Below are 24,155 nucleotides of genomic sequence, written 5' to 3'. Positions count from 1 at the left end.
CAGGTTCGCGGTCATTCCGTCGACAGGATTCATGAGGCGTGGCCATGGGGCCATGGCCATGGTTGAAGCGCTGCACAGTGTAACCGAGGCCTCGTCTTGCGTAACAGAGGATTGGTGAGGAGCCATCTTGCAAGGGTGGATCCGAAAGATTGCAGGCCGTGTGATGACGGAGCCCGGCAATGAATATGTGATTGTTATTGATAATCACTACCATCAAGCGGCTTGATTGGTATCCTGTACGTCCCCAACTGATCATCAGGGGATTGAAGCTGGCGATCAGGTCATCGATCACGTCATTGCCAGCCGCCCATAAGTGACGCCAGCCAGGTGCGACGTCATATGCAACAGCACAGGGAGACAAGCATGAGCAGCCAGACCCGCCGTGAACGCGACAGCATGGGTGAACTCGAAGTGCCGGCAAGCGCACTCTATGGCGCCCAGACTCAGCGAGCGGTCGATAACTTCCCCGTCAGTGGCCAGCCGTTGCCTGCTGCCTTCATTCGCGCCGTGGCGCGCATCAAGCTGGCCGCGGCCGAGGTCAACCGTGACCTGGAGCTGCTGGATGACGTGCGTGCCGAGGCGATCATCAAGGCGGCGCGCCAGGTCATCGACGGCCAGCATGCCGATCAATTCCCGGTCGATGTCTTCCAGACCGGTTCCGGCACCTCGACCAACATGAACGTCAACGAGGTACTGACGCAGCTTGCCAATCAGCATCTGGGCGACAAGGATGTGAGCGTCGGTGCCAACGACCACGTCAACATGGGGCAGTCGAGCAATGATGTCATCCCGACAGCCATTCATCTGTCCGCCGTCATCGCTGTCTCGGACACCCTGTTGCCGGCGCTGCGCCATCTGCATGAGGTGATCTCCCGTAAGGCCTCTGAGGTGGACGACGTCGTCAAGACCGGTCGCACTCACCTGATGGATGCGATGCCGATCCGCATGAGTCAGGAGCTGGGTGCTTGGCAGGCGCAGGTCGGACAGGCCATCGAGCGTATCGAGCAGGTGCTGCCGCGCCTCGAGCGCCTCGCCCAGGGCGGCACCGCCGTCGGCAGTGGCATCAACGCGCATCCGGAATTCGCCGAGCGCATCGCTGAACGCCTTTCACACCAGACCGGGCATGCCTTCCGCCCCGCCGAGAGCTTCTTCGCGGCGCTGTCCTCCCAGGACACGGCAGTCGAGCTCTCCGGCCATCTGCGTACCTACGCCGTGGCGATGATGAAGATCAGCAACGACTTGCGCTGGATGAATTCCGGCCCGCTGGCAGGGCTGGGCGAGATCGAGCTTGAGGCTCTGCAGCCGGGCAGCTCCATCATGCCGGGCAAGGTCAATCCGGTGATCCCCGAGGCGGCTGCTCAGGTGGCGGCGCAGGTGATGGGCAATGACGCCACCATCGGCATCGCCGGGCAGAGCGGCAACTTCCAGCTCAATGTCATGCTGCCGCTGATCGCCAACAATCTGCTGTCCTCGATCACGCTGAGTGCCAATGTCAGCCGCCTGCTGGCGGACAAGGCCATTGCCACCTTCAACGTGCGCCAGGACAACATCGAGGCCCCGCTGGCCAAGAACCCGATTCTGGTCACGGCGCTCAATCCGGTGATCGGTTACAACGAGGCGGCGCGAGTGGCCAAGGTGGCCTATCAGGCCGGGCGTCCGATTCTGGATGTGGCCGAGGAAGAGACTGAGCTGTCACGCGAGGAGCTGGAGCGTCTGCTCGACCCGGCCAAGCTGACGGCGGGCGGTATCCAGTAAGTCGTCAATACATGACCAAAAATTCCGCCTGTCCCTGAACGAAAAGCCCGCCCCTCCTTGTCGGAGGGGCGGGCTTTTTTTCGCTGCTTGCTCAGCCGGTTTTCATCAGGCGGCGCGTGCCAGCAGGCGTTCCTTGAGGTAGTCGCCGATGCGCGTCTTCTGCTCATCGCTCAGGCGCAGCGTCAGCTTGGTGCGGCGCCAGACGACATCCTGCACCTCACGCGCCCATTCGTGCTCGACCAGGTAGTCGATCTCGGCAGCGCTCAGGCCTGCGCCGAAGTCCTCGCCCAGGTCCGCCTCGCTCTGCTTGCCGTCGAGGAAATGCAGGCACAGGCTGCCGTAGCTTGAGGCGAAGCGTCTGGCGCGTGCTTCGCCGAGGAACGGGTAGTCGCGCTGCAGCTGGCGAGTGAAGGCTGCGCGGCTCTCGATATCACCCCCGGGCAGGGCCTTCTCGTGGGTCCACGGCTCGCCCATGCTCGGCAGCAGCGGCTTGAGGTCTTCAAGTGCCGATTCGGCCAGCTTGCGATAGGTGGTGATCTTGCCGCCGAAGATGGACAGCATCGGTGCGCCGCTGTCATCCAGGTGGAGGGTGTAATCACGCGTCATCGCGGACGGGTCTGCCGACTCGTCGTCACACAGCGGGCGTACGCCGGAGAAGGTCGAGACCACGTCATCGCGGCCGAGCTTGCGCTTGAAGTGATGGTTGACCACCTCGAGCATGTAGTCGGTCTCATCGCTGGAGCAGGCCACCTCGGAGGGGTCACCCTTGTAGCGCACGTCGGTGGTGCCGATCAGGCTGAAGTCTTCCTGATAGGGCAGCACGAAGACGATGCGCTTGTCCTTGTTCTGCAGGATGAAGGCGCGGTCATCGGTATTGATGCGCGGCACGATCAGGTGGCTGCCCTGGATCATGCGGATGCCATAGCGCGGCGTGCGTTCGGTGGCGCCCTTGATGAAGGACTCCACCCACGGGCCTGCCGCATTCACCAGGGTGCGTGCGCGGCGGATGAAGGTCTCGCCGCTGCTGACATCTTCAAGTGTCAGCTCCCAGTGGCCTTCGACATCACGGGCGCCGACACAGCGGGTGCCTGTCATGATCTCGGCGCCTTGCTCGCGCGCCTGCAGCGCATTGGTGATGACCAGACGCGCATCATCGACCCAGCAATCCGAGTATTCGAAGCCCTGATTGATCTCGCTGACCAGCGGGCTCTGCTCGCCGAACTTGAGACCCTTGGAGGCTGGCAGTGTCTCGCGCTTGCCGATGTGGTCATACAGGAACAGGCCCGCGCGAATCATCCACGCCGGACGCAGATGCGGCTGGTGCGGCAGGATGAAGCGCAGTGGCCAGATGATATGCGGCGCCTTCTTGAGCAGCACCTCGCGCTCCTGCAGAGCCTCGCGCACCAGACGGAATTCGTAGTGCTCCAGATAGCGCAGGCCGCCGTGGATCAGCTTGCTGCTGGCGGAGGAGGTCGCACTGGCGAGGTCGTTCTGCTCGCACAGGGCCACGCTCAGGCCGCGGCCGCTGGCATCGTTGGCGATACCGGCGCCATTGATGCCGCCGCCGATGATGAAGAGGTCAAGAAGTGCATCGTTGTCGCGGGACATGGGCTGCTCCTGCTCGTGCCCGGCGCTACCGGGTGGGGCGAATGAGTCTGCACCGGCAAGGTGCGCGATAATGGGTTTTCGAAAGTGAACATAGCTTAGCAAAAGTCGAACATCAAGGGGATTCTTGTGCGCCGATGGCTTTCGAAAGTGATCATTTGGGCGAGTGTCTGGCAACCGAGGATTGCCTGATATTCAACCTGTTGTCTTGCCGGTGTTTTTTCTCAGTCTCTGATCATGGCGTGACATTTTCATGAAGCGCTGGCTGTCATGTTACCGCGCGTGCGGCGCAGGCGGGGCGCGCAGTGGCTGATCAAGCGTCATGACATGGCATGCGTAGACGAAGCGGTGTCACTGGGCAGCGATAAGACAGCAGAAGTGTGGCTGTCGTCATCTGCGAGGGCTCATTGGTGCAAGAGGGGGCGACGAGAATGGAGGGGAAGGGGCGAGGCAGAAAAGGGTGAGAGCCGGGCCAGGCTGCTCGTCGGCGTGTTGCCTGGCCCCGTGATCGCGAGACGAGTTGGTCGTGTTGGCTCGTTGGTGACATGGCGCGTTGGTGAGGTGACTGGTCGATTGGATGGCGCGTCCCGGTGCTCAAGCGTCGCCGGTCTCGCCCGTCGACTCGTCGTCGGCGACGTGCAGCGCGACCTCGTGCTGACGCATCAGGGTCAGAATGCTTTCCGGGGGCTGGATGTCGGTGAAGAGCGCATCGAGCTGGCTCAGGTTGCCCTGGCGCACGACCGCATTGCGCTGGAACTTGGAGTGATCCGCGATCAGGAAGACCTGGCGTGAGTTGTGGATGATCGCCTGGGCGACACGCACTTCCTGATAGTCGAATTCCAGCAGCGAGCCATCTTCATCGATGCCACTGATACCGATGATGCCGAAGTCGACCTTGAACTGGTTGATGAAGTCGATGGTGGCCTCGCCAATGATGCCGCCATCGCGGGAGCGCACCATGCCGCCGGCCACGATGACGTTGAAATCCTCCTTGTGCTGGAGGATGGCCGCCACGTTCAGGTTGTTGGTGATGACCTCAAGCCCGCGGTGATCACACAGCGCCTCGGCCACCATCTCGTTGCTGGTGCCGATGTTGATGAACAGCGAGGCGTGGTCGGGGATCTGCCTGGCCAGGGCCGCCGCCATGCGCCGCTTGGCGCCCAGGTTCAATGTCTTGCGGGTGCTGTAAGCGGTGCTGACGGTGCTGGACTCAAGCCCCGCGCCCCCGTGCACGCGCTTGAGCGCACCGGCCTCGGACAGCTGATTGAGGTCGCGACGAATGGTCTGTGGCGTGACATCGAAGTGACTGGCCAGCTGCTCGATGGAGGCATATCCCTGACGCGTGATCAGTTCGACAATGGCGCGATGGCGCTTTGGCTGCATCATCCTGTCCTCTTGCTCATGTCCGGTGTTAAAGACGCCTGCTCTGAACCGGCGCGGAGGCAACGCGAGTCTGTGTGCGTTTGCTGCTCGACCAGGTGCCCGGTGATGGCTGGGCGGGGCGGCGCGCCATCCAGAATGTTCGTTTGATGTTCTTTTTGATACATGCCTACGGTAACGCCAGTCTTCACACTGACTGACCCGGTAAGTGCAAGCCGTTTAAGGCATGTGAAATCATGTATAACTTACTGAATAGAAAGGGTTGTCAAGATCATGTAGACAAAGGTCTAGCGAATATCGGTGCTTTTCGCATTGTGACACTGATGTGAAGCCTGTACTTTCGCATTCGAACACCAAGCGCGTCTGTCAAGGCGTGGCTATGCCCGTGTAGAGGTCGGTGTCGTAAAATCAGGAGCGAGCAGCAGAATGTACGGTTTATTCAAATCCGCGGTGCACGCCACACCGCTTCATGACGCCAAGGTAGACGACACCTATAAGCGACTGAGATGGCAGATATTTCTCGGTATCTTTCTAGGCTATGCCGGCTACTATCTGGTACGCAAGAACTTCTCTCTGGCCATGCCTTCCCTGGTGGAGCAGGGCTATTCCCGTGGTGATCTTGGTCTGGCCTTTGCCGGCGTGTCGATCGCCTATGGTATCTCCAAGTTCGTGATGGGGGCTGTCTCTGACCGCTCCAACCCGCGTTACTTCCTTCCTGCTGGTCTTCTGATGTCCGCCGGCATCATGTTCCTGTTCGGTTTCACTGACTGGGCAACCTCCAGTATCGGCATCATGTTCGTGCTGCTGTTCCTCAATGGGTGGGTGCAGGGGATGGGATGGCCGCCCTGCGGTCGCACCATGGTGCACTGGTGGTCACAGAGTGAGCGTGGCCAGATCGTCTCGGTGTGGAACGTGGCCCATAACGTCGGCGGTGGTCTTGTCGGTCCGTTGTTCATTCTTGGCATGGCATGGTTCAACGACTGGCATTCCGCGTTCTATGTGCCGGCCGCGCTGGCCGTCTTCGTGGCGATCTTCGCCCTGCTGACCATGCGGGACACGCCGCAGAGCTGTGGCTTGCCTCCTATCGAGAAGCACAAGAATGACTACCCGGCGGGATACGATGAAAGCCACGAACAGGAATTCTCCACGCGGGAGATCCTGGTCAAGTACGTGCTCAAGAATCGCATGCTCTGGTACATCGCGCTGGCGAATGTCTTCGTATATCTGCTGCGTTACGGGGTTCTCGACTGGGCGCCGACCTACCTGCAGGAAGCCAAGAGCTTCAGCGTCGACAAGTCCTCCTGGGCATATTTCCTGTATGAGTGGGCCGGTATCCCCGGCACGTTGTTGTGTGGTTGGTTATCCGACAAGCTGTTCCGGGGCAACCGCGGCGCGACAGGGGTATGTTTCATGGCGCTGGTCGCCGTCTTCACCACCGTCTATTGGTTGAATCCTGCCGGTAATCCGGGAATCGACATGATGTGTCTGGTCGCCATCGGCTTCCTGATCTATGGCCCGGTCATGCTGATCGGTCTGCAGGCGCTTGAGCTGGTGCCCAAGAAGGCGGCAGGGACCGCGGCTGGTTTCACTGGCCTGTTCGGTTATCTGGGCGGCTCTGTCGCTGCCAGTGCCTTGGTAGGCTATACGGTAGATGCCTATGGATGGGATGGTGGTTTCATGTTGTTGATTGGCTCGTGCGTGATGGCGGTCGTCCTGCTGTCGTTGACGATATTCGAGAGTGCTCGCTTGTCGGTACGCACCGCCAGCTGATTCCCAGCGGAAACATCATCATTCAAATGGCCCGCCGCACGTTGCATGGGCGGGCCATCTTGTAACGGACTACCGGGAGATATTGACGATGACCAACCACATTCTGTCCATTGACCAGGGAACCACCAGCTCGCGCGCCATCCTCTTCGATCGTGAAGGCGCGGTGACCGGACTGGCACAAGAAGAATTTGCTCAACACTTTCCGAACAGCGGCTGGGTCGAGCATCACGTCGATGATATCTGGGGATCGGTGAAGCGCACCGTGCATCAGGCGCTGATCAATACCAATATCGGCGCCGAGCAGGTCGCGGCCATCGGGATCACCAACCAGCGTGAGACCACGATCGTCTGGGATCGCCAGACCGGCGTACCGGTCTACAATGCCATCGTCTGGCAGGACCGCCGCACCCACGAGTACTGTCGTGAGCTTTCCGATGCCGGTCATGGAGACATGATCCAGCAGAAGACCGGCCTGCTGATCGACCCGTATTTCTCCGCGACCAAGCTGCGCTGGATTCTGGAGAATGTCGAAGGCGTTCGCGCACGTGCCGAGAAGGGCGAGCTGGCCTTCGGCACCGTCGACAGCTACTTGATCTGGAAGCTGACCGCTGGCAAGCGCCACGTCACCGATGCCACCAACGCCTCGCGTACCTGCCTGTTCAACATCGTCGATCAGTGCTGGGACAGTGAGCTGCTGGAGCTGTTCGGTATCCCACAATCCTTGCTGCCGGAAGTGCTGGACTCCAGTGATGATTTCGGCACTACCGATCCGCAGCTGTTCGGTGCAGCGATGCCGATTCGCGGCGTTGCCGGCGATCAACAGGCGGCGCTGGTCGGCCAGGCCTGCTTCACGCCCGGCATGAGCAAGAGCACCTACGGCACCGGCTGCTTCATGATCATGAACACCGGCGAGAAGATGGAGCTGTCCCGCAATCGTCTGCTGACCACGGTGGGCTATCGCCTCAATGGCAAGCCGACCTATGCCATGGAAGGCAGCATCTTCGTGGCGGGCGCGACCGTGCAGTGGCTGCGTGATGGCCTGAAGCTGTTTTCCGATGCCTCCGAGACCGAACCGCTGGCGCGTGCGGCCAAGGCCGACCACGGCGTCTACATGGTGCCGGCCTTCACTGGCCTGGGGGCACCGCACTGGGATCCGCAGGCGCGTGGCGCGATCCTGGGGCTGACCCGTGGCACCGGCATCACCGACATCGTGGCGGCCGGCCTGCAGTCAGTGTGCTATCAGACGCGTGACCTGCAGGAGTGCATGCTGGATGACGTGGCCATCAGCTGCGCGAATCTGCGCGTGGATGGCGGCATGGTCAGCAACAACTGGGTGATGCAGTTCCTGTCTGACATGCTGGGCGTGAAGGTGGATCGTCCGCGCGTGCTGGAGACCACGGCGCTGGGCGTCGCGTATCTGGCGGGCCTGCATATCGGCTGGTATGACAGCCTGGATGAGATCAGCGAGCTGTGGCACTGCGAGCGTACCTTCGCGCCGGAAATGGCGCAAGAGCAGCGCGAACGCCTCTACGCCGGCTGGCTGGAAGCGGTGGAAAGAGTGAAAAGCGACGGAGGCCACTGAGCATGTGGACCGATGTCATGACAGGCGAGTTTCTCGGCTGTCTATTCCTTATCCTGTTTGGCGGTGGCGTGGTCGCCAATGTGGTGCTGTCTGACACCAAGGGCAATGGCTCCGGCTGGATCGTGATCACCACCGGCTGGGGCTTCGCCGTGATGATTGGCGTGTTCGTGGCCGTCTCGACCGGCTCGCCCCAGGCAGACCTCAATCCGGCGGTGACCCTTGCCAAGTATCTGCTAGGGGTGCATGCCACCCTCATGGATGTGGCGCGGCATATCATCGCGCAGATGCTCGGGTGTTTCGCCGGTGCCGTGATGGTTTGGCTGGCCTATCTGCCGCACTGGAAACGCACCAGTGATGCTGACCTCAAGCGGGCGGTGTTCTGCACGGACCCGGCAGTCGAGTGTCGTCTGGGCAACATGCTCAGTGAGGTGATCGGTACCGTGGTGCTGATATTCGGTATCGGCGCCATCGTCGGCTCCGGCACCATCAGTGCTGGTCTGCTGCCGTATCTGGTCGGCATGCTGGTGTGGGCCATCGGCCTCTCGCTGGGTGGCGCGACCGGTTATGCCATCAACCCGGCTCGTGATCTGGGCCCACGTATCGCGCACTCCTTGTTGCCGATCCACGGCAAGGGCGCCTCCGGCTGGGGTTACGCCTGGGTGCCGATCGCCGGCCCCCTGGCGGGCGCCTTGATCGCCGCCTCCATGTGGCATCTGCTGCTGTAACAAATCCTTGCCGCAATCTGCTGGAGCAGCTCCCTGTACCTGTGGCACTGTAGCCTGACTTCGCCCCGTCCCACGACGGGGCGAAGTCATTTCGGGTCTCCGCCTTTTCTCGCCATCCCCCGGCGATGGCACCACTCCATCGTGATGGGGCGCGTTCGTGCGGGCGAGAGGTGGCGGTAGACGACTGACAGGGGCAAGTGGCGGAGGTCATCAAGATGTGGACTGACGTCATGACGGGCGAGTTTCTGGGCACCACCTTCATGATTCTGCTGGGAGGTGGCGTGGTCGCCAATGCGATGCTCAGGGGCACCAAGGGAGCGGGTTCCAGCTGGTTGATGATCAATGCCGGCTGGGGATTTGCCGTGATGGTCGGGGTGCTGGTCTCGACCTCGACAGGGTCGCCCTACGGCGATCTCAATCCGGCGGTGACGGTCGCGAAATACCTGCTGGGCGTGCATACCGACGAGCTCAAGGTCGCCAGGATGATGCTGGCGGAGCTTCTCGGCTGCTTCATGGGGGCGGTACTGGTGTGGGCGGCCTATTATCCGCATGGGAGGCGACCCGAGACCCGCTGCGCAAGCGCGCGGTCTTCTGTACTGATCCGGCAGTGTCCCACAAGACGGCCAATGTCATCAGTGAAGCGATCGCGACGGTGGTGCTCATCTTCGCCATCGGCAGCATGGTCAACAGCGCGCTGATCACCGATCAGGCGCTGCCGTATCTGATCGGTGTGCTGGTCTGGGCGATCGGCCTGTCACTGGGTGGGCCGACCGGCAACGCGATGAATCCGGCGCGTGACCTGGCGCCGCGCATCGCGCATTGGGTGTTGCCGATTGTCGGCAAGGGCAGTTCGGGCTGGCGGTATGCCTGGGTGCCGATTGCCGGCCCCTTGCTGGGGGCCGTGTTGGCAGCTGCGCTGCGTCGAGTCTTCTTCTAGCATTCGAGGCGCTGCGGCCAGGCATTGTCGTGTCCGTGCGCTGCCAGCCAGCCTTGTGCCATTCGGCGAGAGCGGCTGGCAGTGCCGGACAGATCAGGTCTGTCAGTTTGAGGGCTTGGCCATGATGACGTGTCTCGTTCACGTGCCTCGCTCGTGCGGTTGGTCCGTGTCCGTTCTTTACCCGGGCATGGCAAGGCGGAATGGCGAGAAAATTTTTTATCATCAGGGGGTTGCATCAAAACGGGAGTTGCGTAGAATACGTCCTCGCTGACAGGGCAAAGCACTTCGCATCACACTGCTTCGCATTTCAGCATGCTGACATAGGACCATAGCTCAGTTGGTTAGAGCGCCACGTTGACATCGTGGAGGTCGGCGGTTCAAATCCGCCTGGTCCTACCAGCATCGGCACTGATGGCAACATCACGCCACTTGATTCAGGACCATAGCTCAGTTGGTTAGAGCGCCACGTTGACATCGTGGAGGTCGGCGGTTCAAATCCGCCTGGTCCTACCAAGCCGTTGCACGGCCAGTTTCAAGTGCTCCTGGGTCATCTGCCACACTTCAGGACCATAGCTCAGTTGGTTAGAGCGCCACGTTGACATCGTGGAGGTCGGCGGTTCAAATCCGCCTGGTCCTACCAGATTCCAGAAAACGCCCGGCTCATCGAGTCGGGCGTTTTCGTGTGCGTGTCATGAAATTCTGACACGGGCCAGGCACGGGCCGCTCAGGCAAGCGTGGCGTCGAGGAATTCGCGTGCTTCCTTGAGGGCGGCATTGGCAGCGCCCAGCAGCGGGGCGAAGCCGACGAACACATGTGGCATATCCGGCCACAGACTCAGTGTGACGGGCGAATCGCAGTCCTGGGCCTGAGCGGCGTAGCGGCGGCTGTCATCGAGCAGGATCTCCGCCTCGCCGCACTGGATCAGCGTCGGAGGCAGCTCGAACAGATGTCCTTCCAGTGGCGAGATGCGTGGGTCGCTCATGTCGGTGCCATCCTGCACATAGGCCATGCTCACGAAGGGCAGCAGGTTGGGGTCGAGAATCGGGTCCACCTCGGCCTTGCGCGACAGCGAGGCGCTGCCCCAGCTGAGGTCCGTGGCGGGTGAGAAGGCGATCACTGCATCCGGCAGTCGCTCACCTGCGTTCTTGAGTGCATTCACGGCCGCCAGCGTGAGGTTGCCGCCCGCGCTGTCACCGGCCAGCACCAGGTGGTCCTGCGGGTATTCGTCACATAGCCAGCGCCACGCGGCCAGCACGTCCTGCAGGCCGGCCGGGAAGGCGGCCTCTGGCGCGAGGCGATAATCCAGCGTGTAGGTCTCGGCGCGTGCTGCTCGCCCCAGACGGCTGGCCAGTGGACGATGACCGGCAGGTGAGCCTGCGATCCAGCTGCCACCATGCACATACAGCAGGCGACGTGGGCGGGCTGGTGCGTCATCGGGTGCCGGCAATACCTCACAGACACGCTCTCCCTCGCCACCCGGCACCATCACGAGACGCGGTGTCACGCCAGTGTCGAGAATGCTGGCATCGGCGGCGAAGTAGGCTTCAAGCAGGGTGCGCTTGGCGCCGAGGTCGTTGCCGGTGCGTGCCGTGAAAGCCTTGATACGCTCAAGATGCTTGATGACCCGCGCAAGCCCGGCATGCGCATCGTCGTGATTCTGCAGCGAGGCCTCCGCGTGCGGGGGTGGTGAATCCGGAGAGGAGGGCGAGGTAGAGGGCGAAGTAGAGAGCGATGAGGGATGAGATGGCGACCGGGATGACATGTTTGGCTCCTGTCAGGGGCAAGAGCTCTTAACCTGTCACCTCGCGCAGGGCTGTGCAAGGCCTGGCAGGTCACAACGCAAACCGCCCGCCGTGCGAGTGGCGTGGCGGGCGGCAGGGCGTGATGCTGACGTTCAGGCTGTCCGTCAGGCGGGCGCTCAGTTTGTCAGGCAGGAACGCTGTCGAAGTCGCTGGAGGCGATGAAGATCTCGACCAGGCGCTCGATGCCGGCCTGATCCTCTTCGTCGAAGCGCTCGGGGCTCGGGCTGTCCAGATCCAGCACACCCCACAGCACTTGCTGGCCGTTCTGCTCGATGAGCACCGGGATCACCAGCTCGCTACGCGAAGCGGCGTCACAGGCAATATGTCCCGGGAAGGCGTGTACGTCCGCGACACGCTGGGTGGTGCGTTGGGTGGCGGCGGCGCCACACACGCCCTTGGTGAAGGGAATCGGGTGGCAGGCCGGCTGCCCCTGGAACGGCCCCAGGTGCAGGACCTGCGGCTGACGTTGCACATAGAAACCTGCCCAGTTGAGGTCTTCCACCGTCATGTTGACGAAGGCGGCCGTCTGGGAGGCGTTGGTCAGCCAGTCGCGAGTGTCGAGGATGGCGTCCAGCTGGCGGGCCAGCAGTGAGTAGTCAGGGCGAGTGGCCATTGGAGCTCCTGTGGGGTAGGTAAGATTGCGATATGGCGCAGGAATGCGGTCGCGGGTCGGCTGTTTCAAGCACGTCCTGCGCGCGCCCTTGCACCGCATCGGTATCTGAACGTGATGGGTGGTTCATCAATCAGATGCAAAAGCGCCGACCAGTGGTCGGCGCTTCGCGTTCAGGTGTCTGTCAGTGACATGGGGTGAGGCTCACTTCCAGCCCGGCACCGCCGCGCCCTTGAACAGCTCTTCCGCCTTGGCTTCGACTTCCGGCGTCTGGTACGCCTTGACCAGCTTCTGCACCTTCTCGCTGTCTTCATCGCCCTGACGCACGACGATCAGGTTGACGTACGGGGACTCGGCGCCTTCACGGATCAGCGCGTCTTCCGGCGCGAGGCCAGCCGGCTGAGCGAAGGTGTTGTTGATGAAGGCCAGGTCGACGTCCGGCAGGATGCGCGGCAGCTGGGCAGCCTCGATTTCCTTGAACTGATAGTCATGCGGGTTCTTGGCGACGTCGATCGGGGTCGCTTCGAGGTTGTCCTTGTCGGTCAGCTCGATCATGCCCAGGTCGTGCATCAGGATCAGGGAGCGGCCTTCGTTGGACGGATCGTTCGGCAGGGCGATGGTCGCGCCGTCCGGCAGTTCGCTGATGTCTGCGTACTTCTCGGAGTAGGCACCGATCGGGTACACGAAGGTCTTGCCGGCGCTGGCGAATTCGTAGCCACGCTCACGCACCATGGATTCCATGTACGGCTGGTGCTGGTAGGCGTTGGCGTCCAGAGAGCCATCGGCCAGCGCGGCGTTCGGAGACACGTAGTCAGTGAACTCGGTGATCTCGACGTTCAGGTCGTACTTTTCCTTGGCGATCTCGGCCGCGACCTTCATCACCTCGGTTTCCGGGCCTGCGACGGTACCCATCTTGAGGGTGTTCTCGTCGGACGCGTCGTTGCCGCAGCCTGCCAGCAGAGTGGCGCCGAGCAGAGTGGCAGCACCGGCAAGGCGCAGTGGGGAAGAAAGCGTGTTCAGCATGTTGCGCATCGATGTTCTCCTTGTGATCCGACGTGACCGGTGGGGTCCGCGGGATGTTATGAGTGACGGCTCCTTGTGATGAGTCGTCACGATACCGAAAGCCATGTGATTTGTAGATCGAACGTCACTGGTGGATTCGTCACCGCTCATGGAACGAGGCTTACTTGTGGTTCGACTTGCGCACCAGATGATCGCCCAGGCTCTGGAAGCCCTGCACCATGACGACGAGGATGACCACGGTCACCAGCATCACCATCGGGTCGAAACGGTTGTAGCCGTAGCGGATGCCAAGATCCCCCAGGCCGCCGCCACCGACGGTGCCGGCCATGGCGGAATAGCTGATCAGTGTCACCACGGTGATGGTCAGGCCATTGATGATGCCGCCGCGTGCTTCCGGCAACAGCACCTTGGTAATGATCTGCATCGGCGTGGCGCCCATGGCCTGTGCGGCCTCGACCAGCCCCGGGCCGACTTCATTCAGCGCGCCTTCGATCAGGCGGGCGACGAAGGGAATCGAGGCGATGGTCAGCGGCACGATGGCGGCGTTGGTGCCGATCGAGCTGCCCGCGATCAGGCGCGTCAGCGGGATGATCGCCACCATCAAGATGATGAACGGCACCGAGCGGCCGATGTTGGTGATGATGCTCAGCACGTTGTTGAGGGCCGGGCGCGCGAGAATCTGGCCGGGGCGTGAGGTGTAGAGTGCCACGCCCAGCGGAATGCCGAGTGCTGCGGAGATCAGACCTGCCACCGCGACCATGTAAAGCGTCTCGAGGGTGGAGGACAGAACGAGTTCAAGCAGTGCGGGTGACATGACCGAGCACCTCCACTTTCAGGTCGTGGGATTCGAGGTAATCGAGGGCTTGCCGGGTCTGGCGGCTGTCGCCCATCAGTTCGGCGATCATCAGGCCCAGGGTGCGGTCCTGAATGGATTCCACCTTGGCCTGCAGGATGCTGACATCCACCTGGCATTCACGCGCCAGGCGGGAGATCAGCGGCGTGGAGACGGCATCGCCACTGAAGGCCAGACGGACCACGGGATGGGTGTGAGGCCCTGCGCTGGCTTCGAGGCGATCGACCAGCGCACGCGGCGGCTCAAGTTCCAGGAAGTCATTGAGGAACTCGCGGCCCAGGCGGGTCTGCGGCGCGGTGAAGAAATCACCCACCGAGGCCACTTCCACCAGTTCGCCGCCGCTGATCAGGGCGACCTGATCACAGATGCTCTTGACCACTTCCATCTCGTGGGTGATCAGCAGAATCGTCAGGCCCAGCTTGGTGTTGATGTCCTTGAGCAGCTCAAGGATGGAGGCGGTGGTCTGCGGGTCGAGGGCCGAGGTGGCCTCGTCGCACAGCAGTACCTTGGGGCGGCTGGCCAGCGCACGGGCGATGGCCACGCGCTGTTTCTGACCGCCGGACAGCTGGGCAGGGTACTGGCCGGCCTTGTCGCTCAGACCGGTCAGCTCCAGCAATGGCTCGACGCGCTTGCTGATCTCGTCTTTCGAGATGCCAGCCAGCTCCAGCGGCAATGCCACATTGGCGAAGACCGTGCGTGAGGAGAGCAGATTGAAGTGCTGGAAGATCATGCCGATCTGGTGTCGAGCGCTGCGCAGGGTGGAGTCGTCGAGCTCGGTCAGCTCCTGGCCATCGACGACGACGCTACCGGCGGTGGGCCGTTCGAGCAGGTTGACGCAGCGAATGAGGGTCGACTTGCCGGCACCGGACAGGCCGATGACACCGGTAATGGCGCCCTGAGGAACCGTGAGGCTGGCATCCTTGAGCGCGACCACGGCCTTGTCACCACTGCCGTAAGTCTTGGAGACGTTCTTGAGTGTGATCATGGGAGTCCGAGTGGTTAAGGCACCATCCGGATTGCGGGCGAAGGTCTGTAGAAGACAGAGCGTTCTGCCGGCGTCTGCGCACATGGCAGACAGCGATAGAGGGGAGTGATCCAGTGGGGAGAAAAAAGACCACCCAAGACGGGTGGCCATCAACGCTGGACACACCCTTTTAGCAGAACTTGCACCTCGTGAGACCAGCTCTCGTGGTGGGCGCCCGCAATCCGGGTACAAATCGGCGCCAAACAGATTTGAGGCGCATTCTATCAGTCACCTTGGGGGTGTCAACGACTTTGGTCTTGCGCCGGGCGTTTATTCGAACTGGCGTTCGATATGGTAATTTGGCGATACGCTCTGTAAGCCATTTCTTACAAGCATCTGGTCGTGGCGAGGGTTTCAACTGCTATCAATGGCTTTCCTGTCTTGACGGTCAGTCGGGTATGAGTTTCGGCCTGCTATCGCTGCTCTGCGTTCGCGGTGGCAGCTGCACGTGCCCGCGGCGGGTGGCGAGGGCGGCAACGCCGCGCAGCCCAACGGTCGACAACGCCAGCATGTCGACGGCAAGTCCACCATGCTAGGATTTCGGCTGGGCATGCCGGTCATCTCGCTGCTGCATGCCGTCCCTTATTCACGGCTTCTCGACAGCAAGAAGCAGCAGTGCAAGGAAAGATCACGCATGTTCACGGGTATCGTACAAGGCATGGCGGAAGTGGTGGCCATTGAAGAGCGCACTGACTTTCGCACGCATCAGGTCCGGTTGCCGGCGGGGCTGGAGGCGGGGCTGGAGCTGGGGGCCTCGGTGGCCCATAACGGTTGCTGTCTGACCGTGACGGCGCTTGAGGGCCAACTGGCCAGCTTTGACCTGATGCGCGAGACGCTGCGTCTGACCAATCTGGGCGAGCTCGAGGTGGGCAGCGTCGTGAACGTGGAGCGAGCGGCACGCTTCGGCGACGAGATCGGTGGGCACTCGATGTCCGGGCACGTGATGGCGATGGTGACCATCGATGCCATCGAAGCCACTGCCGACAATCGTCGCATCTGGTTCCAGGCGCCGGCCGAGCTGATGCGTTTTCTGTTCGACAAGGGCTATGTGGGACTTGACGGTGTCAGCCTGACAATCGGCGAGGTGCAGGGTACGCGCTTCTGCGTCAATCTGATTCCCGAGACGCTCGAGCGCACCCTGATGGGTGTCCGTGCCGTCGGGGATCAGGTCAACCTTGAAGTCGACCCGCAGACGCAGGCCATTGTCGAGACCGTCGAGCGGGTCATGGCCTCCCGTCTGGCATGAGGCTTGCTGGTCTGCAGCGGATCACCTCACTGGCAGGACGCCAGTACTCGTCTGACTGGTCAGGAAATATGCCGGGAATGCTCGATTCGCTGCAGACCTTTGGGTACCATGTTGCGCCTTTCGATGCCCTGCCGCCGGCGGGGCATCGTGGTTCAGGCAGGCTGAACAGGGGAAAAGCGTCATCCAACGCCCTGTGCGGCATACCTGTCCGAGCGAGTTCGTCTTGATCTGCTGATTCTGACAATCATCGACCACTGCGCCTTGCCGGACAGGCACTGCTCAAGGATAGGGGCTACCTCAATGCTGGAACGTCTTTTCAAGCTCTCCGAGCACGGTACCAATGTGCGTACCGAAGTCATCGCAGGATTTACCTCCTTCCTCGCGATGGCCTATATCATCTTCGTGGCCCCCTCGATGCTGGCCTCCACCGGCATGGATCACGGCGCCGTGTTCGTCGCGACCTGCTTGGCGGCAGCCATCGGTTGTCTGGTCATGGGCCTCTATGCCAATTACCCGATCGCGCTGGCACCGGGCATGGGGCTGACGGCCTTCTTCACCTATACGGTCGCCGGTCAGATGGGCGTGCCCTGGCAGGTCGCGCTGGGCGCGGTCTTCCTGTCCGGGGTGAGCTTCTTCCTGCTCTCCGCCTTCAAGATTCGCGAGTGGATCATCAATGCCATTCCCGCCTCGCTGAAGACCGGCATCGCCGCGGGCATCGGCCTGTTCATGGCGATCATCGCCCTGCAGGGCAGCGGCATCGTCGTCGACGCCCCCGGCACGCTGGTCACGCTGGGCGATCTGTCCTCGCCGGCGGCCATGTATGCATTGCTCTCGTTCTTCCTGATCGTCGCGCTGTCCTACCGCAAGGTGATCGGTGCGGTGATGATCGGCATACTGCTCGTCACGCTGCTGGCGACCCTGACCGGCAACAATGACTTCCACGGCCTCGCCTCGATGCCGCCGAGCATGCTGCCGACGCTGGCGGAGCTCGATATCGCCGGCGCCTTCAATCTGGGCATGGTGTCGATCATCTTCGCCTTCCTGTTCGTCGATCTGTTCGATACCTCGGGCACGCTGATCGCCGTCTCCCAGCAGGCTGGCCTGACCAATGAGCGTGGCCACCTGCCGCGACTGGGACGGGCCTTGATGGCAGACTCCAGTGCCACCATGGTCGGCTCCGTCATGGGCACCTCGAACGTGACCAGCTACATCGAATCCGCCACCGGCGTGGCCGCCGGCGGACGTACCGGCCTGACGGCCGTGGTCGTGGCTGGCCTGTTCCTCGTCAGCCTGTTCCTGTCGCCGCTGGCGACCTCGATTCCGGCCTTCGCCACTGCCGGTGCGCTGCTGTATGTCGCCTGCCTGATGACGGGTGGCCTGGCACGCATCGACTGGAACGACATTACTGAAGCGGCACCGGTGGTGATTGCCACCCTGGTGATGCCGCTGACCTACTCGATTGCCAACGGGATCGCGCTGGGCTTCATCAGCTACGCCGTGATCAAGCTGTTCTCCGGCCGTTATCGTGATCTGAGCCCGGGGCTGGTGATTCTCGCCATCCTGTTCGCCTGCAAATACCTGTTCCTCGACGGAGCCCTCTAATGAGCATCTACAGCGACTACATCAAGTCTGTCATCCGCACCGTGCCGGACTGGCCGCAGGAAGGTGTCAACTTCCGTGACATCACGCCGGTACTGCAGAATTCCGCCGCATTCCGCAAGCTGATCGACTCCTTCGTGCACCGCTATCAGGAGATGGAAATCGACGCCATCGCCGCCATCGATGCACGTGGCTTCATCATCGGCGCACCGTTGGCCTATGAGCTGGGCTGCAGCTTCGTGCCGGTGCGCAAGAAGGGCAAGCTGCCGTTCAAGACCATCAGCGAGACCTACACGCTGGAATACGGTGAGTCCACCGTCGAGCTGCACTCCGATGCCTTCCGTGAAGGCGATCGCATCCTGGTGATGGATGACCTGATCGCCACCGGCGGCACCATGCTGGCGGCCTGCAAGCTGATCGAGCGCACCGGTGGTGTGGTCGTCGAGACCGCAGCCATCATCGACCTGCCGGAAATCGGCGGCTCCGCGCGCATTCGTGAAGAAGGCCACAGCGTCTTCGCGGCGTGCAGCTTCACCGAATCCGAGTAATGCCGGCTTGACGCGATGGCCCTGTCTTCTGGCAGGGCCATCGTCGTTGCTGCGGGCAGCGAATCCGAGGCCCTTGTCCGCGCTGCGGCGTGGCTGAGTGGATCTTCCCCTTGTGCGGTGGCGCGCCAGCCACCATGCTTTCCTTCTGTTTCGTCATTGCGAGTGACCCACATGTCTTCCGAACGCTACCACGACCACTTCATCGTTTCCTGGGATCTGCTGCACCGTGATGTGCGCGCGCTATGTCACGACCTCAGCGGTCGCGATTACAAGGGCATCATCGCCATCACCCGCGGTGGCTTGATTCCGGCCGGCCTGATCGCCCGCGAGCTGGGTATCCGCCACATCGATACCGTGTGCATCAAGAGCTATCACGACCACATGGAGCAGGGTGGCCTGGAAGTGGTCAAGGGCGTCGATCATGATGGTGACGGCTGGCTGCTGGTCGATGACCTGGTCGATACCGGCAATACCGCACGTGCGGTGCGTGACATGCTGCCCAAGGCGCACTTCGTGACCGTCTATGCCAAGCCGGAAGGGCGTCCGCTGGTCGATGGCTTCATCACCGAAGTGCCGCAGAACTGCTGGATCCAGTTCCCGTGGGACATGGGTATCGCCTACGTCGAGCCGATCGCCGAGCAGCTCAAGAAGCAAGAGAGCGATAGCTGACATGCCGTTGGAGACTGCCGCGAGTGGCCGCTCCGAGGTGCTGCCTGCCGATTGGCAGGCGCATCTTGGCCCTGAGTTTCAGGCTGACTACATGCAGCGTCTGCGCAACTTTCTGCGCGCCGAGAAAGATGCCGGCAAGGTCATCTATCCGCACTCCGATGACTGGTTCCGTGCCTTCTGGCTGACGCCGCTCTCCAACGTCAAGGTCGTGATCCTCGGGCAGGACCCGTACCACGGCCCGGGCCAGGCGCACGGACTGTGCTTCTCGGTACGCCCCGGTGTGCGCCCGCCGCCTTCGCTGAAGAACATCTACAAGGAATTGGCCACCGATATCGGCGTCGAACCCGTCGATCACGGCTTCCTGGAAAGCTGGGCGAAGCAGGGCGTCTTGCTGCTCAACAGCGTGCTGACCGTCGAGCAGGGCAAGGCCGCCTCGCATCAGAAGCAGGGGTGGGAGCAATTCACCGACCGCGCCATCGACGTGATCAACCAGCACTGCCAGGGTGTCGTCTTCCTGCTCTGGGGCAGTCATGCCCAGAAGAAGGCTTGCGCTGTGGACACCCAGAAGCACCTAGTGCTCCACGCGCCGCACCCATCCCCCCTCGCAGCGCACCGCGGTTTCTTCGGCTCTCGCCACTTCTCTCAAGCCAACGCCTGGCTGGAAGCGCGTGGGGAAAAGCCGATCGACTGGCAGTTAACGTAATGTAGTGTTCTTATTTATTAATTTTAAGTGTCTATATATTGCTGGTTGATTACGTTTAGAGGTATAGATGAGAAAAATATTAATTTTGACTGGCACTCGAGCTGATTTTGGCAAGCTCAAAGGAATCATGCAGTTTATTGAAAAACATGATGACTTGGAGTTGCATGTTTTTGGTACTGGTATGCACATGATGAAGCGATATGGATCAACATATCGTGAAATCGAGAAAGAAGGTTTTCAACATACCTACTTTGTTCCCAATCAGAACTCGAGTGAACCAATGAGCTCGGTTTTGGGCAATACAATATCTATTTTCTCTAGGTTAGCTGAAGAAATTTCTCCCGATCTGATTATTATCCATGGAGATCGACTTGAAGCCTTGGCTGGGGCCGCTGTGGGAGCACTACAAAATATATTAGTGTGCCATATAGAAGGTGGCGAGGTTTCTGGCACTGTAGACGAGTTGATTAGACATTCTGTAAGCAAGCTATCTAATATACATATGGTTGCCAACGAAAGAGCAAAAAAAAGACTAATGCAAATGGGGGAAGGTAGCGAATATATATATATCATCGGATCTCCTGATCTTGATGTTATGAATAGCAAGACACTACCATCCTTACAAGACTCAAAGCGAAAGTACGAAATAGAATTTCCTACATATTCGATAGCGCTATTTCATCCTGTTACAACAGAGAAATCTTCATTTAAAGACTATTCCTCGAGCTTTTTTAACGCGCTTAAAGCTTCTAATAAAAATTATATTGTCGTATATCCTAATAATGATGATGGCTCAGACTTCATCGTTGATGAAATTAGACGCTTAAAGGATGATGAGAACTTCAGAGTATTCCCCTCGATAAATTTTGAGCACTTTTTGGTATTGCTAGAAAATGCAGAAATGATCGTTGGAAACTCTAGCGCGGGTATAAGAGAAGCACCATTTTATGGTGTTCCAACTGTGAATGTTGGTACTCGTCAGCAGAATAGGTATTCTGGTAATACGATTATTGATGTTGACTATAGCCGCAATAGTATTTTAGCTGGTATTGAAAAAGCTGCTCGGATAACTGAAGTTGCGAAAGACGATTGGTTTGGTGATGGTAATAGCTTGGCTTTATTCTCTGCAGCATTGAAAGATGATAATTTTTGGGCCACACCGACACAAAAGTTATTTATGGAGTTTGAATGAAAAAAATTGCAATCATCACCGCCCGAGGTAATTCAAAGGGTGTGCGTAGAAAGAATTTACGTAAGGTAGGCGGTGATTCACTCCTTGCCATCACCTTCAAATCTGCACTGGAATCAAATATTTTTGATAGTATCGTTGTATCCTCCGACAACGACGAGATACTAATACACGCCAAAGCATTAGGTGCCGATATTATAAAAAGACCATCATCCTTATCACAAGATGGCTCTAAAAGTATTGATGCAGTTTTGCATGCACTAGATTCAATGAAAATAGTACAGGGTGAAGTTACACTACTCCAGCCGACTAGCCCTTTCCGAACATCGGAACATATTTTAAAAGCTTATGAAGAGTTTGATGATAACGCTGTGAAAAGTGTTATTTCTGTATGTGAAATGCATGATCATCCTTTCAAGTCTTTTGTTATGGAAGGCAGTCATGCCTCACCTGTGCGTGATTTTAAAGACTTAGAATCACCTAGGCAGCAGTTGCCACTAGCGGTCAAACCGAATGGTGCTATATATATCGTGTCAATTGCCGAATTGATTGCATATAAAACGTTCTTTGTTAAACCTTTTAGTCTTTATCAAATGACTAGAGATGTATCATTAGACATCGATACTGAAGCTGATCTTGAACTGGCAAACTATCTTTACTCTAGGAGAGCTATATGAATTATTTTAAAATTGGTAACGTCGAAGTAGGGAATGCTTGCCACCCCGTTGTTATTGCTGAAATTGGCATTAATCACGAAGGGGATTTGACAGTTGCAAAAGAAATGGTTGATGCAGCTCACCGTGCTGGAGCTCAAATTGTCAAACATCAAACTCATGTTGTCGAAGATGAGATGTCGGACGAAGCGAAAAAAGTCATCCCCGGAAATGCCGATGTTTCGATATATGAGATTATGGCAAGGTGTGCATTGAATGAGGCAGATGAATTGAGTCTCATGCAATATGTGCAATCTAAAGGTATGGAGTTTATCAGTACGCCTTTTTCAAGAGCCGCAGCCTATCGACTTGCAAAAATGAATATTCCAGCATTTAAAATAGGCTCTGGAGAGTGTAATAATTACCCACTGGTCAAGCTGGTAGCTTCTTTCGGTAAGCCTGTAATATTGTCTACTGGCATGAATAGCATCGAAAGCATCGAAAAATCTGTTAATATTTTGAGAGAGGCTGGAGTCCCGTTCTCATTATTACATTGCACTAATGTTTACCCAACACCTTATAATCTTGTGCGTTTAGGTGCCATGACTGAGTTAGCTCAATGCTTCCCTGATGCTGTCATTGGCTTATCTGATCATACAGTTGATAATTATGCATGTCTTGGAGCTGTAGCTCTAGGTGCAAGAATACTTGAAAGGCATTTCACCGACAAAATGTCACGTCCTGGTCCTGATATAGAGTGTTCGATGGATCCGGGTGCGCTCAAAGATCTTGTTAAAGGATCTAAAGCTATATATCAAGCAAGTGGAGGTAGTAAAGGGCCAGTTGCTGAAGAGCGTGTGACCATGGACTTTGCTTTCGCCTCAGTTGTCGCGGAAAGAGATATGTCTGAAGGTAGCATGATCTCAGAAGATGATATATGGGTAAAAAGGCCAGGTAGTGGTGACTTCACCGCAGAAGACTATGAAATGCTTATAGGTAAGAAATTGAAAAGAGATGTTGTAAAAGGATCGCAGTTAAAACGCGAAGATATCTTTTGATCTAATACGCGCGACCACGTTTGTCGTGGTCGCGTGTTATTTGCAATTCATCAACTGACTGTTAGTCGATTACTTCGATTCCAGATTTGTAGTATTCTTCATATACAGTGTTTATTGTGTCTACATGTTTCGGGTTTAAATGCTCGTTGGGTATTTTAAAAGAACATATAGAGTTAAAGTCAGCAATACCTTTAAGGCTTATGAGCGCGCTGGTGTATGCCCCAGCTATCCCCCAAGGCATCTTGTTTAATGTTAAAATATATAATTCTGCAGGTAGTCCGAGACTATTTGTTTTGACTCCTAATGTATCTGCGATAAGCGATAGTTTTTTTTCAGAATCTCCTCTATGGGGAATATAAGTCATTCTTTTATGTTTTTTCATGTAATAAGAGTTGGCTTTTTCTATAAGCAAGAGTTCATCTTCTAAGCTCATTATACCACCTTCACTATATTTTGAGCCAAAATATAGTACAAGTTTATCATCTACCTGCTTTGTATCATTCTTGCTTCGCAATACACGATAATCGTTATGTATGATCCCCTCTTTATTGGAGTCATTAAGAAAAGAGGTGAAGATGATTGGTCGCGAATAATTGTCGTGCTTGGTATTTTCTTTTTTCTTAGATACGTGATGGATTCCCTTGTCGATGTATTGTTTTTTCACTGTAATAATCGCTGCTCCATCATCCGATAAATATAGATTAAGAGGTGATAGGCGCTCTTTAATGTCATGCATCCAAGCGCTACGAAATTCTCCCATACATAAATTATTAACTCTCTTTTGATATTTTTTTGTGATTTCAGAAATATGTTTTCTTTTTTTCAGCCATGATAATTGCTGCAGGCGGTGTCTGAAAGAAATCTCAATTACCTCATCCCAATCGAGTGCCTCTACAGTTCTTTGGATCTGATAGTCATGGGTTGCTTTTTTATCCTCACCAGAGTATTTTACAATTAGGATATTTTCCTGCCCTCTAAATAACTGAGCTGCAAGTTCATAGCAAGAGATAATCTGTAATGGCGATTCAGCTAAAAATAAATTCATTAGTTACTCAGTGTAGTATAAGGTACATGTCAACATGCAGTTATTATAAGTGCAATGTTTGCTGCGCTGCTGTTTAGTCAAGAGTATACAGCTATGCTTGTGTAGTGGCAAAAATTAACTTGCTTCTTTAGTTTTTTATAGTACTTGGCCGCAGATTCTGAGTGCAACACCTGAGTTCCCTGTAAGGTATTGCGCTCATGTCATACTTAGAACTCAGCATTACTGATCGTGCCACTAACCAGGTTTGCCTCTCTCAAGGCTTGAGCCTCCGAGCCATTACTCGATGCCTGAGTCGTTTTCCCTCCACTATCAGCCGCGAAATTCGTCGAAATAGTGAGCCGGGCAACGACTACCAAGCTGAACGCGCGCAAGCGTCCCG

The 24,155-nt window shown here is 57.9% G+C and carries 23 protein-coding genes and 3 tRNA genes; 18 read left to right on the top strand and 8 right to left on the bottom strand.

Features of this window, described 5'->3' with window-relative positions; all coding sequences use genetic code 11:
* The first annotated feature begins 363 nt into the window (after positions 1–363).
* Positions 364–1,755, top strand: coding sequence for a class II fumarate hydratase (locus QQF40_RS11515; RefSeq protein WP_285461420.1), 1,392 nt, complete (start codon positions 364–366; stop codon positions 1,753–1,755).
* Positions 1,756–1,860: 105 nt separating this feature from the next.
* Here QQF40_RS11515 and glpD read toward each other — a convergent pair whose 3' ends face one another.
* Both glpD and QQF40_RS11505 read right to left on the bottom strand, forming a co-directional pair.
* Positions 1,861–3,363, bottom strand: a complete 1,503-nt coding sequence (gene glpD, locus QQF40_RS11510) for a glycerol-3-phosphate dehydrogenase (protein ID WP_175089350.1) — start codon at positions 3,361–3,363, stop codon at positions 1,861–1,863.
* Positions 3,364–3,954: 591 nt separating this feature from the next.
* The gene (locus QQF40_RS11505) at positions 3,955–4,746 is read right to left on the bottom strand and encodes a DeoR/GlpR family transcriptional regulator (RefSeq protein ID WP_175089351.1); all 792 of its coding nucleotides are present in this window, start codon (positions 4,744–4,746) and stop codon (positions 3,955–3,957) included.
* A gap of 420 nt (positions 4,747–5,166) precedes the next feature.
* Here QQF40_RS11505 and glpT point away from each other — a divergent pair, with 420 nt between their 5' ends.
* The 8 genes from glpT (at position 5,167) to QQF40_RS11465 (ending at position 10,394) form a co-directional block, all read left to right on the top strand.
* Positions 5,167–6,510 (top strand): glycerol-3-phosphate transporter, encoded by a 1,344-nt coding sequence (gene glpT, locus QQF40_RS11500; RefSeq protein WP_175089352.1) that lies wholly within the window; start codon positions 5,167–5,169, stop codon positions 6,508–6,510.
* A gap of 88 nt (positions 6,511–6,598) precedes the next feature.
* Positions 6,599–8,092 carry a glycerol kinase GlpK gene (glpK, locus tag QQF40_RS11495; protein ID WP_285461419.1) on the top strand — a complete coding sequence of 498 codons (1,494 nt, stop codon included), beginning with the start codon at positions 6,599–6,601 and terminating at the stop codon, positions 8,090–8,092.
* Between the two features lie 2 nt (positions 8,093–8,094).
* On the top strand, positions 8,095–8,817 hold the full coding sequence (locus QQF40_RS11490) for an MIP/aquaporin family protein (RefSeq protein ID WP_175089355.1): 723 nt from the start codon (positions 8,095–8,097) through the stop codon (positions 8,815–8,817).
* Positions 8,818–9,032: 215 nt separating this feature from the next.
* Positions 9,033–9,515, top strand: coding sequence for an aquaporin (locus tag QQF40_RS11485; protein WP_285461418.1), 483 nt, complete (start codon positions 9,033–9,035; stop codon positions 9,513–9,515).
* A complete protein-coding gene (locus tag QQF40_RS11480) occupies positions 9,425–9,754 on the top strand; it encodes an aquaporin (RefSeq protein WP_285461417.1) in 330 nt (109 codons plus the stop codon). The genes QQF40_RS11485 and QQF40_RS11480 overlap by 91 nt, the downstream gene beginning before the upstream one ends.
* A gap of 322 nt (positions 9,755–10,076) precedes the next feature.
* Positions 10,077–10,153: transfer RNA gene (locus QQF40_RS11475), tRNA-Val, on the top strand.
* A 37-nt stretch (positions 10,154–10,190) separates the two neighbouring features.
* Positions 10,191–10,267 (top strand) — tRNA-Val (locus QQF40_RS11470).
* A gap of 50 nt (positions 10,268–10,317) precedes the next feature.
* A tRNA-Val gene (locus QQF40_RS11465) sits at positions 10,318–10,394 on the top strand.
* Positions 10,395–10,478: 84 nt separating this feature from the next.
* Here QQF40_RS11465 and QQF40_RS11460 read toward each other — a convergent pair.
* The 5 genes from QQF40_RS11460 to QQF40_RS11440 form a co-directional block, all read right to left on the bottom strand.
* The gene (locus tag QQF40_RS11460) at positions 10,479–11,516 is read right to left on the bottom strand and encodes an alpha/beta hydrolase (RefSeq protein ID WP_285461416.1); all 1,038 of its coding nucleotides are present in this window, start codon (positions 11,514–11,516) and stop codon (positions 10,479–10,481) included.
* Between the two features lie 164 nt (positions 11,517–11,680).
* Positions 11,681–12,169, bottom strand: coding sequence for a free L-methionine (R)-S-oxide reductase MsrC (msrC, locus tag QQF40_RS11455; protein ID WP_285461415.1), 489 nt, complete (start codon positions 12,167–12,169; stop codon positions 11,681–11,683).
* Positions 12,170–12,370: 201 nt separating this feature from the next.
* Positions 12,371–13,189 carry a MetQ/NlpA family ABC transporter substrate-binding protein gene (locus tag QQF40_RS11450; protein ID WP_175089560.1) on the bottom strand — a complete coding sequence of 273 codons (819 nt, stop codon included), beginning with the start codon at positions 13,187–13,189 and terminating at the stop codon, positions 12,371–12,373.
* A 160-nt stretch (positions 13,190–13,349) separates the two neighbouring features.
* A complete protein-coding gene (locus QQF40_RS11445) occupies positions 13,350–14,003 on the bottom strand; it encodes a methionine ABC transporter permease (RefSeq protein WP_175089362.1) in 654 nt (217 codons plus the stop codon).
* A complete protein-coding gene (locus QQF40_RS11440; protein WP_285461414.1) occupies positions 13,984–15,027 on the bottom strand; it encodes a methionine ABC transporter ATP-binding protein in 1,044 nt (347 codons plus the stop codon). Before QQF40_RS11440 ends, QQF40_RS11445 begins: the two co-directional genes overlap by 20 nt.
* Before the next feature lie 487 nt (positions 15,028–15,514).
* Here QQF40_RS11440 and QQF40_RS11435 point away from each other — a divergent pair, with 487 nt between their 5' ends.
* The 8 genes from QQF40_RS11435 to QQF40_RS11400 all read left to right on the top strand — a co-directional run bounded on the left by QQF40_RS11435 (position 15,515) and on the right by QQF40_RS11400 (position 22,731).
* Positions 15,515–16,312, top strand: a complete 798-nt coding sequence (locus tag QQF40_RS11435) for a riboflavin synthase subunit alpha (RefSeq protein ID WP_438940920.1) — start codon at positions 15,515–15,517, stop codon at positions 16,310–16,312.
* 300 nt (positions 16,313–16,612) lie between these two features.
* Positions 16,613–17,914: an NCS2 family permease gene (locus QQF40_RS11430; RefSeq protein WP_175089365.1), complete on the top strand. Its 1,302-nt coding sequence runs from the start codon at positions 16,613–16,615 to the stop codon at positions 17,912–17,914.
* A complete protein-coding gene (locus tag QQF40_RS11425) occupies positions 17,914–18,459 on the top strand; it encodes an adenine phosphoribosyltransferase (RefSeq protein ID WP_175089366.1) in 546 nt (181 codons plus the stop codon). Before QQF40_RS11430 ends, QQF40_RS11425 begins: the two co-directional genes overlap by 1 nt.
* A 171-nt stretch (positions 18,460–18,630) precedes the next feature.
* On the top strand, positions 18,631–19,128 hold the full coding sequence (gene gpt, locus QQF40_RS11420) for a xanthine phosphoribosyltransferase (RefSeq protein ID WP_175089368.1): 498 nt from the start codon (positions 18,631–18,633) through the stop codon (positions 19,126–19,128).
* Position 19,129: 1 nt separating this feature from the next.
* On the top strand, positions 19,130–19,831 hold the full coding sequence (gene ung, locus QQF40_RS11415) for a uracil-DNA glycosylase (RefSeq protein WP_285461413.1): 702 nt from the start codon (positions 19,130–19,132) through the stop codon (positions 19,829–19,831).
* Positions 19,832–19,898: 67 nt separating this feature from the next.
* Positions 19,899–21,023, top strand: coding sequence for a UDP-N-acetylglucosamine 2-epimerase (gene neuC, locus QQF40_RS11410; protein WP_285461412.1), 1,125 nt, complete (start codon positions 19,899–19,901; stop codon positions 21,021–21,023).
* On the top strand, positions 21,020–21,697 hold the full coding sequence (locus QQF40_RS11405; RefSeq protein WP_285461411.1) for an acylneuraminate cytidylyltransferase family protein: 678 nt from the start codon (positions 21,020–21,022) through the stop codon (positions 21,695–21,697). The genes neuC and QQF40_RS11405 overlap by 4 nt, the downstream gene beginning before the upstream one ends.
* Complete coding sequence (locus tag QQF40_RS11400) at positions 21,694–22,731, top strand: N-acetylneuraminate synthase family protein (protein ID WP_285461410.1); 1,038 nt, start codon at positions 21,694–21,696, stop codon at positions 22,729–22,731. Before QQF40_RS11405 ends, QQF40_RS11400 begins: the two co-directional genes overlap by 4 nt.
* A gap of 61 nt (positions 22,732–22,792) precedes the next feature.
* On the opposite strand, the gene QQF40_RS11395 is transcribed toward QQF40_RS11400, so the two are convergent.
* Positions 22,793–23,776 (bottom strand): polysialyltransferase family glycosyltransferase, encoded by a 984-nt coding sequence (locus QQF40_RS11395; RefSeq protein WP_285461409.1) that lies wholly within the window; start codon positions 23,774–23,776, stop codon positions 22,793–22,795.
* Between the two features lie 197 nt (positions 23,777–23,973).
* Between QQF40_RS11395 and QQF40_RS11390 the strand changes: the two genes are divergently transcribed.
* On the top strand, positions 23,974–24,155 hold a 182-nt coding region (locus QQF40_RS11390), incomplete at its 3' end, for a helix-turn-helix domain-containing protein (protein WP_285461408.1).

The sequence above is a fragment of the Cobetia sp. LC6 genome (genome assembly GCF_030264805.1).
GTDB lineage: Bacteria > Pseudomonadota > Gammaproteobacteria > Pseudomonadales > Halomonadaceae > Cobetia.
Note: the sequence above shows the minus strand (reverse complement) of the source record. Positions and strands in the feature narration are given on the sequence as shown.